This is a genomic window from Brachybacterium halotolerans subsp. kimchii, from assembly GCF_020792675.1.
Lineage (GTDB): Bacteria > Actinomycetota > Actinomycetes > Actinomycetales > Dermabacteraceae > Brachybacterium > Brachybacterium halotolerans.
Genome location: NZ_CP086254.1, coordinates 1 through 11822, shown reverse-complemented (window position 1 = coordinate 11822; position 11822 = coordinate 1). Strand labels below are relative to the sequence as shown.

Sequence of the window (11822 nt, the reverse complement as noted above, 5' to 3'; positions counted from 1 at the left end):
GAGACTGATTGCTCAGTCGGTTACTGGCGGATGTCCCGGGCGGCGCAGCTCGTACGGACCTCCTTCAGGTCCCACGATCTCCCAGCTATCGCCCATTGCATCGACGAGATCCTCTTGGCCGACCACCTCGGCACAGTCGCGCAGGCTCAACTGCAACCTGATCGCGACCTCTTGCAGAGCTTCCGCAGCGCTCGACCCTCCGGCCAGATTCTCCGTGTACGCCTCACGGATAGCACTCACAACCTCCGCGACGCTGGGCTCGTCACCCGCGTTCATCGAACATTGCACTTCACGGTCGTGTCCTCGCTGGTGACCTGGGGCCAGTACACGCCAGCTGCATAGGGCTTCGCTACAACGGATGCGCGCAGTTTTGTCCGGTTCAGGCAGTGGCTGTAGTTGTAGTTGTTGGACACCTGGGAGTACGTGCGCTTGGCCCGGTGCGAGATCTTGTTGGTCTGCTTAGAGAACGGTCTGGTACTGCCCTGTCGCAGGGTCACGTCCACCGCGTGCGGTCGTTTCGATGTGCTGACGCAGGTCTGCTGAGCGCCCCACTGGAGGTCGATCTCAGCATTCACATAGACGTTGACGAAGGTTCCGTAGCAGGCCCCGGCCTCCCAGCGCGCCTCCACTCCTCCTGGCTTCGGCGCATCGCCGATCTTCCATGAGCCGTCTTGCTCGACGGTCATCTGCTTTCCGTCTTGCGTCACGGTGAGTGTGCCCGCGTCGTCGCTGGTTACCGTCGCATCGGACGGGACGCTGGCCATGTCGACCTGTACCTCGAGATCTTCTATCTGCGACTGAACCGTGATCTTCTCGGTCTCTTCCGAAGTTCCCTCGGCGCTGGCGGGCGCCGCGAGCGCGACACTCGCCAGCATCAACGCAATACCCCCGGCTCCCCACAACTTCGCCCTGCTCCTCGACATCATGTCCCCCTCTTCATACCACCGGCCCATGTGACCAACGCCACCGTAGCAGTCTGAGCCTCCACCGGGCGCACGGGCAGCCGGCTGTCACCGCAGCTTCGGGAAGGTCCCGCCATCGGCGCCTGGGAAGACACCTGCGGGAAGGTGCACCGTCCTCGGAGTCGTTGAAGCGGTGTCGTCCCGTAGCAGCGGAGCCGAGGTCATGGCCTGGAGCCGACGTCTCAGGCCCTCAGCATCCACACCGTTGTCGAGGACGAGCACATCCGCGTCAAGACCGTATGTGCGTGCCTCAACCTTCTCGGTGCCGTCTTCGGCGATGAAGCGGATCGCGTGCGAGGCCTGCCGATCCGCGGGCACGTTGGGGTTCCGGGGATTCTTCACGATCGTGCCGACCCGGATCTGCCCGGCGTCCTTCGTCACCAGCTGGCGGCCCTCGTGCTCGCTGATTTCGCGGTGCTCGATCACGTGCACACCCTCGGGCATACCACCCTCGAGCAGGCGGGCACAGTCAGCGGCAGGCATCGTTGTCAGTGACCGGGAGAGAACGTCGACCACGCTCGAGGACTTCGTCCGGACCGTGGCGATGTTCCCGTCCTCGAGTCGAATCCTCGTCTCGGCCGAACGTGACCACGAGTCCGCTGGACTGATCACGGTCACGGGAGTGTCCGTGGTCGCGTCACGGTCCACTTCCCGTCGTGCCACCACGTCGCCAGGCCGCAGCGCAGTGATCTCCAGATGTGTAGGCATCCCCGATCGCGCGAGCTGGTCTGCGTCCGCGCCGGGTCCGGCCTCGACCTCGAACCGCCCCTCGCGACCGGACACTGACCCTCCATCCGGCAGAGCCAGGTAAGCACCGACGCTTCCCTCGGCTCGTGCGCCCGCCCACGCGGGGAGCTCCACGACCTCGCCATCCTGCTGACCGAGCGCGCGCACAATCCGGTCGCCCGGCACCAGGGCGTTCGCAGGCACGAGCTTCTGCCACTCCCGGCGGACCGCGAGGGCCTCGTCGTCGTAGTAGTCGGGCTGCAGGACCATCACGCCCGGGAGCAACACCTTCTCGTCACCATCGCTGGTCCGAGCCGTCGCAGGGTGGCCCGCGGATTCGATGACACCCTCCATGACCGCTCCAGACTCGTCAGCGAAGACGACCTGCGCTCCCTCGGGCAGGCCCCCTGGGTGCACGAGCCGGTCGCGCTCGCCCCGGTCGATCAGTCGCGCTTCCCAGGCCGTGAGCTGTGCACGGTCCCGCGCCACGAGCTTCACCTCGTCCCACGGCTGGGCGAACTTCTCGACGTCCCCATCGGGCCTCACCAGTCGGATCAGCTCGCTCTCCTCGTCGCGCTCGGCGGTCAGCGACAGGCGTTTCCCGTCTGCACGCACCACATCGCCGGGCCGGATCGCTGATCCTCGGATCGTGAGACTGATACCAGCGTCCTTCAGGTCCTCGCGGAAGACCTTGCCCTGCTCCTCGTCGTCGTCGTTCGTCCCCTCAAGTTCCTTGTCGATCTCCTCCAGGCGCGCGCGAGCACTGTCGAGCTGCTCCTGCTGCTCGAACCGCATGGACGCGGTGACCTCTTCGAGTTCGCGGATGCTCTGGCTGGTCGTGGAGATCCCCTCACGCAGCCTTGCCTGCTTCTCGGGGATCTTCTCCAGGCGGTTCGCCACCCGCAGCGCGTAGTTCGCGCTGATCCCGTCCTCGGCCGGGTTCACGCCGACTTCCATCAGTGGCGCGTCGACGGGGCGCAGCACGATCACCCCGCGCACAGGCGAGGCCAGCTCCACGTCGACACCAGCGATCCGCCCTACCGCGGCCGCGGCCCCGGTGCTCGAGTCTGCGACGCGTGGCAGGTGCGTGTTGATCTCCCAACGCATGTGCACGGAGGCATCCACCCACCGTTCTTCGTGGGTCCCATCCGGCGCGACGTACCCGGCCTCGAGGTCCACCCGGCCACCGATGTCCTCGAGTTCGGCCAGGGACTGCTCCATCCGCGTGAGGTTCGCCCGGCTGGACGTGAGACGTGCCCGCGTCGTCAGGACGCTCGAGCGGTGCGCCTGGGCCAGCGATTCCAGGGTCATCAGCTCCGAGGTCAGCTCAGCGCGTTCCATCACCAGCGGGTTGTCCGCCGCGATCGCGGCCCACTGACCGGCAGACAGCTGCAGGTCGTCCCCTGCGTCGATGTCGTTGCCGGGTGCGTGGCCGCTGGTGATCTGCGCGATGAACGACGCCTTCCGTTCGATGCCCTGCCAGTTCAGCGCGTCGGGTGTGCGCTGGGTGACGCAGTTCGTGATCGTCACCTCCGCGTTCTGGTTCCCCTGCCGCAGGACGCGCCCCTCGCGCTGCTCGAGGTCCGCGGGCCGCCAGGGAACATCGGCGTGCCACAGGGCGATCGCGCGCTTTTGCACGTTCACCCCAGTGCCCATCTTCTCCGTCGACCCCACAAGCACGTTCACGCGGCCGTCGCGGCAGCGCGCGAACAGTTCCCCGCGGGACTCATCGTCGGTCGCGTCGTGGATGAACGCGACGCGCTCACGCTCCATGCCACGGGCGACGAGCTCCACACGCAAGTCCTCATACAGGTTCGGCCCGGCCCCGCCCGGCGTGCCCTGGTCGAGGAACACCAGCTGGAGCGCGCCCGGGATCGCCTCGTCCCGGCCGCTGGTATCCACGTACCGGGTGTCCTTCGAGCGGTCGTGCACGTCGATGATGCCGTCAGCGATCTGTCCGAGTCGGCCGCCGTCCTCGTCCGCGTCCAAGCCGCGCAGGCGCGGGTCGATCGCGATCGCGCGCCCGTCCCCGTTGATCTTCAACAGGTTGTCCTCGCGCTGATCCCCACTCAGCGACTGCGCCCGGGCCCCGAGCGCGACGACGTACTGCTCGACTTGCTCGGAGGCGGGACGGGTCAGGAGGTTCCGCTGTCCGCCTGCGAGGTTCGGGAGGGCATTGCCGAGGTCGGCGCTGGTGACGGTGGAGGTGAAGACGCGGGTACTGGCCGTGAGCGCGTGGAGGTTCGTGAACGACCGCACGCGGTCCTTCATCCGCCACGAGTTCCCATCCGGGCTCATCTCCAGCGCCTGCGATGACCGCGCGAACGCGCGCGCCCACTCGCGGAGGGGGGCCGTCCCCTGGGACTCCAGCAGGTCGGGGCGCACGTACCGCTGCATCACCCACATCTCCGCGAGGTTGTTCGCCACCGGCGTGCCCGTGGCGAACGCGGCCACGTGCGGGATCCACCCGGGCGTCAGCGTCCCGTCGCGCTCGGCCACATCGCGCCGGAACTCCCGGAGCACCTGCAGCTTCATGTCCAGGTCGGAGGCCTGGTCCGAGCCAGCGTGGGACAGGTCAGAGATGTCGCACTGCCGGGCCAGGTTCTTGTACGTGTGGGCCTCGTCGACCATGAGGAAGTCGCAGCCTGTGTTCTCGAACGTCAGGCCGACGTCCTTGGACGCTTCGAGCTTCTTCACACGCTCCTCGAGGCGCTTCTTCACACCCTCAAATCGCTTCACGCTCATGCGGTCCTTGGGGTCGATGTCCCCGGCGCCGTCCTCAATCTGTGCGAGCTGGTCCATGGTCCACGAGTGCGCCCGCGCCGGGTCCACGCCGATCAGCTTGAACGTCGACTGCGGGCAGATCACCATGTCCCAGTCCTCCCCGGCCGACCGGGCAATCCAGCGCTGCCGCTCCGCCGGGCCGACCCCCGAGGGGATCGCCAGCACGCGCGCGCCGGGATACCACTCGTTGGCCTCCCGCGAGAACTGCTCGACAAGGTGGTTGGGCACGACCACCCACGGTTTGCGTGCCGTGCCCGTACGCCGCAGCTCCATTGCGCCCATCACCATCGTCCCGGTCTTCCCCGCACCCACGACATGGTTCAGGAGAGTTGCGGGCTCGTGCAGGATCCGCGCGACGCCCTCTCGCTGGTACCAGCGGGGCGTGAACTGGCCCGACAGCCCGGGCAGTGACATCCGGTCACCGAGGGACCGATAGTCGGGGGCCACGTACTGGTTGAACGTGGCGTTCCAGCGTTCCTCCACCAAGGCCGACCGCTCCGGGGAGTCGGCCACCCATCGTGTGAACTCCTCGGTCAGGGCCTCGCACTTGGCGCGGGCCGCGTTCGTGGCCTGCTGGTCGACGACCTGCTTCCCGTCGGCGTCGCGGCTACGGACCACCACGGGCCGCTGGTTCATCGTCGCCTGCAGCAAGTCCGTGGGCCGGCGTTCCTGCGTGCCCCACCGGTAGGCGACGTCCTCGGGGAACGCCGACGCGCCCGGGGACTTCACCTCCCACGTGCCCTCGCGCTCGTCGTACACGACATCGGCCTCCACTTTGAACGTGTCCCGGACAAAGGTCCGGTACTCGTCGGGGCCGAGCACGTTGATGCCCGGCTGGAGGTTGATGTCCGCGATCCCGATCCACTCCGGGATCACCCCTTCGAGAGCGGTCACGTTTCCCGCCAGCGACGCGTCCTCCTGTGCCGCCTCACGGGCCACCTCCAGCTTGTGCCGCACGTTCCCCGAGAGGTAGATCGCGGCGGGCAGCATCCGTCCCGTCTCCGGGTCGGTGTAGGCGACTCCCGCGAGGCTGTCGCGTGCCTGGTCGACGTCTTGCCCGAGCAGTGCGGCGACGCGATCCACGGACACGCTCTGCGTCTCGTCCATGCAGATCGCGACGGCATCATCCACGCTCTGCGCGGTCCGCTCCTGGGTGGACGCGCTCACGATGTCCTCGCTGAACAGCGCCGACTTCCTGGCCTCCTGCGTCTCCTCATCGAACAGCTCCAGACCCATCACCAGTCCGAGCGACGGGTCCGTCTTCAGGTCCGCGAGGTGCGGCTGCCTCTTGCGGGTCCCCTCCAGGTCGACCAGGGTCTCGGCACGCCACTGCTCCCTCAGGTGATTTCCCGGGTCCTCGCTCTCCCGCTCTTCCCGGCTCATCCAGTCCGGCAGGTTCCGCCGCCACTGGTTCTCCGCCCGCTCGACCGCGGCCTGGAGCTTCTTCGCCGCAGGCGCGGAGGTGACCAGCTCGAACCTGTTGATCGGCCCGTGCTCCCCGACGTACGTGTCGTAGGCGATGTTCAGTCGGTGCCGAGCCTGCTCGCGATCGGCCTGGGAGGAGCTGGTGTCAGTCTGGGTGCGCACGGCCGACAGGGCCGCGTCGCGCACATCCAGCAGCGTCCGCACCTCGCTCGCGCGGGCGCGCGGGACCTTCACCTTCTCCCAGTCCGTCCCGGTCCACTGCGCGAAATCGCCCACCGCCGCGGACACGTCCGCGCGCGTCGACGTGGCCACGACCGTGCCCAGCACGGGCACCTCGTGGGCGGGCAGAGCCTCGAACAGTCCAGGCTCGGTGTCTTCGGCCTCCAGGGCCAGGGGCTCCGCCCGCGGGGCGAACCCTCCGGTCACCCCGCGGGCACGGATCTGTCCCGCGAGTTCCTCGCGCAGGCGGCTCGGGAGGTCTCCCTGCTCGTCGGTGACGCTCGCTTGCGGGCCGAACCGCCCGGCCGTGACGGTCAGCGATCCGAGGACGCGCTCGGGGTGCTTGCTGAAGAACTCATTGACGGCGACGCCCTGGTCCAGCTCGCTCGTGCGGCCCCAGTCCAGGGTCTCGAGGTTCGGGACGGCACGCTCGGACTCCAGGCGCCGGAAGACGAGCACGTCGGTGGTCACGTCCGTTCCCGCGACTCGGCTGAACGCTGCCCCGGGAAGACGCGCCCCGGCCACGAGATCCGCCCTCTTCGCCAGCTCTCGGCGTGCCGTCGAGTCCTGCCCGTCCAGCGTCCACGCGCTCGTGACCACGGAGACCAGCCCACCGGGACGGGTCGCATCGAGCGCTTTGGCGATGAAGTGGTTGTGGATCGACAGTCGCGCGGGATTGTGCTCTGCATCGTGCAGCGCGTAGCTCCCGTACGGGACGTTGCCGATGGCCCCGTCGACCATGCCCGGGCGCACCCTCGTGCTCTCAAAGCCCTCGTTGCGGATCTGTGCCTGCGGGTGCAGGTAGTGGCCGATCAGCGCGGTCAGCGGGTCCAGCTCCACCCCGATCATCGACACACCCTCCGGGCGCTGCCCAAGGAACGTGCCCGTCCCCGCGCCGGGCTCCAACAGGACAGCATCCTCCGGCAGCCCCACCTCCCCCATCACGTCCCACATCGCCCGGCTGATCTCGGGATCGGTGAAGTGCGCGTTCAGCGTGTTCGCACGCGCCGCCTGCCACTCCTCCCCCGTGAGGAGGTCGCGCAGCTCAGAGGCCTCTGCCTCCCACTCGGGACGGCCCGAGAACACGCCATCGACCGCTCCCCACCCGGAGAAAGCCGCCAGCGTCTTCTGCTCCTCGCTGTTCGCCGCGCGGTCTTCCGTCTCCAGGGTTCGGACCACGCGGATCGCGGCCACGTTCGCCGCGTACCGGGCTTTCGCACCCGAGGGCACGGACACCGTGTCCGCCTCATGGTCCGGCCCCACCGCGCGTGCTCGCGCGCGCATCAACGCGGGAGCACCCTCAAGCGCCCGCACAGGAGTCCTCTCCCCGGCGCTCTCGGCCGGGTCGCCGCTCTCGCCGGTCAGATCCCCATCTGCTGGCTGGTCTCCCGCACCCGCTGCACCTGCACCGAGAACCGGTCGATCATCTGCCGTGCCCGCACCAGCTCGACCGGATCCGGCACCATGTCGCTCTCCTCCGTCGGTTCCCGAGTCCTCTCGCCCAGCTCTGCGCTCACCTGCCGCATCATCCCCAGCAGTTTCGCGCCCCACACGTGGTCCGGCTCCGCCCACGTCACCCGCAGCCCCGCGCCCACTCTCGGGTCCGGATCCACTCGCTCCACGAGCATCCTGTCCGGGGCCTCGTCCGCCTGCTTCACGCTCCACAGGCGGTCCATCAGGGTGAAGAACACCGGCAGGTCCTCCGTCCGAGGGAAAATCCAGGAGATCGCCCCCAGCGGGCTCGGATGCGTCTGCGGGTCGGTCGGGTCCGCTTCCTGCTCCGGCACCGGCAGCCGCCACCTCTCCGGGTCGCTCCTCCACGCGGTCGCTTCCCGCAGCGTCCGCTCCCACTCCCTCTCCGTCAGGGCCTGTGCCCGGGTCTCGTTCAGCTCCTGCATCCTCTGCGTCGCGCTCACCATGACCGTCTCCTCGCTCGCTTCCCTCTCGTGTGTCCTCCCCGGCCAGATCCGCGCCAGCCGGAATATCGGAGGGCTCCGCCTCCTGGTGTGCCCCGCTCTTCCGGGTCACGTCGTCGAACGCGGACAGCCAGCCTTCGGCCATTCCCAGACGCCGCTGGGAGGCGCGCACATCACGGCGAAGCTGGCCCGCCGCGCTCTGCCACGTCATTGCGTCGGCACGGGTCAGCGCCTCCACGGTCGCGGCGGGCCATTCCCGCACGACCACGCCGATCGCCTCATCGACCTCGCCGAACCAGCCCGCCCTCGTATCCGGTGAGTGCTCGCGCGCGCCCGCATCCAGGAGATCGCGCAGGTCTTCGCCCACCCAGTACCCGGACTGGTCGCGCGCATCGACCCACACGACACCCGCGGGCACGACCTCGACGACTCGCCGCACCGGCCCCCAAGGAGACGGGCCGCCCACGCTCGGCCACGCCACCTCCGGCACCGCGACCGCACGGCCGTCGCCGCCGTCGATCGACTCCTCGCCTGTATCCCACAGGCCGTCCAGATCAAACGCTCCCTGCACGAACGCCACAGGGCACCTCCTCGCTCGTCAACACACCACAACCGCAGGCGGTGGAAACCGGCCCCGGTTCCCACCGCCCACGGTTCTTCTCCAGTCGTCTCGTCAGGACATGCGGGGGCCACCCGGGGTGTGGTTCGGCTCCGACGTCGACGCCGCGAGCGTCGACTGCGACGTGCTCGAACCCGGCGACGAGGAAGGCCCCGTCGACGTCTCCGCCGATGCCGCGGTTCCCTCGGTCGGTCGGCGCGGCGCGGACAGTCCCTGCTCCGGCGTCTGCGCGACAGTCACCCACCCCTCCCCGGGGTCGCGCTGCTCGGCGGGCCCGCTCTGCACGCCGTGATCGAAGGGAGCGGTCTCGACTGCTTCGTGCCCTTCCTCATCGGCCCAGTACCAGTCGCCGTGCATCTGGCCGTCTTCGTAGTTGCCGACAGATTCGACCTTGCTGGGGTCGTCCTCCCGCATCCACAGCGACGGCAGCTCCGGGTGCGTCTGCGGCGCGCCCGTCTCGTCAGCCCACACCAGCGCACGCGTCTGGTCCTGCGCGCCCTTGAGCTCCATCAGCTCGAGATCCTCGGCTTCCTCGAAACGCGGCTCGTCCATGCGCTCGGCGCCCGCCCTCAGCTCGTGCAGCCCGTCGGAGTCCAGCCTGTCGAAGGCCGCCACCTCCACCGGCCGTGGGAACTTCTGCGACTGTGCCGCGCGGGCGGCGTCCTCCACCTCGGCGCGGAACATCGCCCGGTCCCCGTCGGCGATCCCACCCGCAGCGCGGACGGCCTCTTCCCACTCCTGCGGGTTCAGCGTCGTGTCCTCACGCTGGAGGCGGGCACGGTGCTCGATCGACACCTCACCGTCGCGCAGCACGGCGCGCGATACGTCACCGGCAGGCCGCAGATTCTCGGACACGTCGTCCTGCGAGAGCATCCACGCCCGCGTGGACCTTGCAGCACGGTCGCTGCCATCGACCACGGTCAGCAGCTCCTCGGGCGACATGCGGGAGAACAGTTCAAGGCGGTCCTCGACGTCCGTGCACCCGCGCTCCTCCAACGCCGCGCGCTCCATCACGGCCTCGCCCGTCTCCGGATCGAGCGCTGCCCCCAGCTCACGCAGCTGCTCGTTGATCTCCGGTGCGTCACGCTCGCTGATATCGACCTCGTCGGCCGCGGAGGGATCCACTTCCAGCCCCTCGACGCGCCGCTGAAGAGGCACCCGGACGACACCGGACTCGTCGACCGCGGCAGGGCCTTGCTCGACCTGGCCGTCGGCACCCCACTCACTCTCGAGGTCCACCTCGTCGTCGGGTGTCTCCGTCGTGGTGCCAGGCTCGGAGTCGCCCTGGCGGGCACCGCGGCTACCGCGGCCCGCATGGTTCTTCGCGCGGCGCATCAGCAGGGCGAGCACCTCCATATGCTCCATGGCCACGTCGATCTCGCTCGGACTGTTCGTCTGCGTCATGCTCGTGCTCCTCTCACGGTCGTCAGTTCATGCCCATTCGCGGGCCCGCCGGCTCAGCCGCGGGATGAGGCGGGCTCACGGTCTCCAAGGACTGCGCGGGCTCCGATGCGAGGGAGGTATTCCCTCGGTCCGCTCCCACCGACCACTCCTGGCCCTGCCGGAACTCGGCCGGGCCCACCACGCCCTCAGGACCCACGTAGGCACGCTGCGAGATCTCGCCCTGCTCGTTCGTCCAGTGCCACATCCCGGCCTCATGGCCGTTGCTGTAGTCGCCGAACGACTCCAGCCGCCCCTCGGCGTTCAGCCATGCCGAGGGCAGGTCGGGATTGGTCTGAGGGACGTCATCCGCGCCGACCCACGTCATGAGGGTCTTCTGGCCCACCTTCGTGGTCGCCAGGCGCAGGTGCCGGTCATCCAGTGGCACGGTGCCGTGCTGGTCCCAGTTCGTCACCGCAGACAGCTGGGCGCTACTCGCCCATTCGAAGGCCTTCGCCGCATCCGGACGCAGCCAGCTACCGGTGTCGACGACGCCCCGCGAGGGATCATCGGTGAAACGCACGTTGCTGGTCTCGCTCACAGCCACGGGGAAGAGAGGCCGGTGGTCATACGGCTTCCCGCCGTAGGCATAGACCATCTCGTCCCACTCGTATCCACTGTTCAGGGGTGCATCGGCCGCGTCGCGATCTGCCTCCACGTAGACGCGGGGCTCGTTCGCTTCCATGACGAGGTGGAGGTTCCCGGCGTCGCACGCGAGAGGGATCCCTTTCCCCTCGGACAGGACGTACGGGAGCACCCGTTGCCCTTCAGCGTCCGGCGTGATCAGCGAGGTCAGGTCCTCAGCCGTCATGTGCTGCCAGGCGCAGTAGCGTCCACCCGGGTCATCGCCCTTGATCTCGTCGAGGGACACGCGGACTTCGCCCACGGACTCGTCGAACACGGCGCCCTGGCTCGTGCACCAGGCGTCGAACTCGTCCAGCTGCACGGTCGTCCACTCGCGAGGCCCCTCAAACGGGATGCTGATCTCGGGCGCGTTGAACGGGCTCAGGCTCGGCTGGAACATCCACTCGTCCGCGGGGGACGCGGCGGTCCAATCGCCGCGGGCGCGGGCACGCGCCAGGAGCGTGGTCAGAACGACCTCCGCCCCCGGCGCGTCCGGGTCGAAGATCGCGTTCACGCGAACGTCGCCCCCTGCCCGCTACCCGGCTGAGCGACCTGGGGCCACCCCGCGCCGCCCGCTGGCGCCGCCGCCTGTCCCTGCTGAGGCTGCTGGGCCTGCGCCTGCTGGTACGCCTGCTGTCCCGGCTGCTGTGCTACCTGTCCCTGCGCGGGAGCCGCGGCGGCCTCAGCCGTGGCCTGCGGCCCGGTCCCGGAGACGCTGGGACCTGCCGTCTCCGGCTTGTCGGGAAGGATCACCGCGGTGCGACGCAGATCCGGGGCCACCACGTCGGCGATGACGTTGTTGCGGACCTGCACGACGGGCTGGCCGTTGTCGTCCTCCCCGAGGCGGTGCTCAGTCTCCAGACGGCCCGTGACGACCACGGGAGCGCCCGGGCGCAGGGACTCGGCCACATTCGCCGCCTGCGCGCCGAACACGGAGACCTGGTACCAGTCGGTGCCCTCCTTGTGCCAGTTGCCCTGCTGATCCTGACGGTTCCTGTCGACCGCGAGCGAGAAGTTCGCCCACGGGTTGCCGTTCTTGTCCAGGTCGTGCCGGATCTCCTTGCCGATCTGGCCTCGCTGGCTCTCCATGCGCTGGGTGACGGTCAT

The 11822-nt window shown here is 68.9% G+C and carries 6 protein-coding genes; all 6 read right to left on the bottom strand.

The genetic code is table 11. From position 1 onward, the window contains the following. Positions 1-272: 272 nt before the first annotated feature. Entirely contained in the window at positions 273-926 is a 654-nt protein-coding gene (locus Bra3105_RS00030; RefSeq protein WP_228358089.1) for a hypothetical protein, read from the bottom strand. A gap of 84 nt (positions 927-1010) precedes the next feature. Then, complete coding sequence (locus Bra3105_RS00025) at positions 1011-7310, bottom strand: helicase-like domain-containing protein (RefSeq protein WP_228358088.1); 6300 nt, start codon at positions 7308-7310, stop codon at positions 1011-1013. A gap of 167 nt (positions 7311-7477) precedes the next feature. Then, entirely contained in the window at positions 7478-8035 is a 558-nt protein-coding gene (locus Bra3105_RS00020) for a hypothetical protein (RefSeq protein WP_228358087.1), read from the bottom strand. A 670-nt stretch (positions 8036-8705) separates the two neighbouring features. Then, complete coding sequence (locus Bra3105_RS00015) at positions 8706-10055, bottom strand: hypothetical protein (protein ID WP_228358086.1); 1350 nt, start codon at positions 10053-10055, stop codon at positions 8706-8708. 22 nt (positions 10056-10077) lie between these two features. After that, a complete protein-coding gene (locus Bra3105_RS00010; protein ID WP_228358085.1) occupies positions 10078-11229 on the bottom strand; it encodes a hypothetical protein in 1152 nt (383 codons plus the stop codon). Further along, entirely contained in the window at positions 11226-11822 is a 597-nt protein-coding gene (locus Bra3105_RS00005) for a single-stranded DNA-binding protein (protein WP_228358084.1), read from the bottom strand. Before Bra3105_RS00005 ends, Bra3105_RS00010 begins: the two co-directional genes overlap by 4 nt.

Excerpts from the sequence above, each read along its gene's own strand:
- Bra3105_RS00030 (WP_228358089.1), bottom strand. The coding sequence starts at position 926 with ATGATGTCGAGGAGCAGGGCGAAGTTGTGGGGAGCCGGGGGTATTGCG.
- Bra3105_RS00020 (WP_228358087.1), bottom strand. The coding sequence starts at position 8,035 with ATGGTGAGCGCGACGCAGAGGATGCAGGAGCTGAACGAGACCCGGGCA.
- Bra3105_RS00015 (WP_228358086.1), bottom strand. The coding sequence starts at position 10,055 with ATGACGCAGACGAACAGTCCGAGCGAGATCGACGTGGCCATGGAGCAT.
- Bra3105_RS00005 (WP_228358084.1), bottom strand. The coding sequence starts at position 11,822 with ATGACCGTCACCCAGCGCATGGAGAGCCAGCGAGGCCAGATCGGCAAG.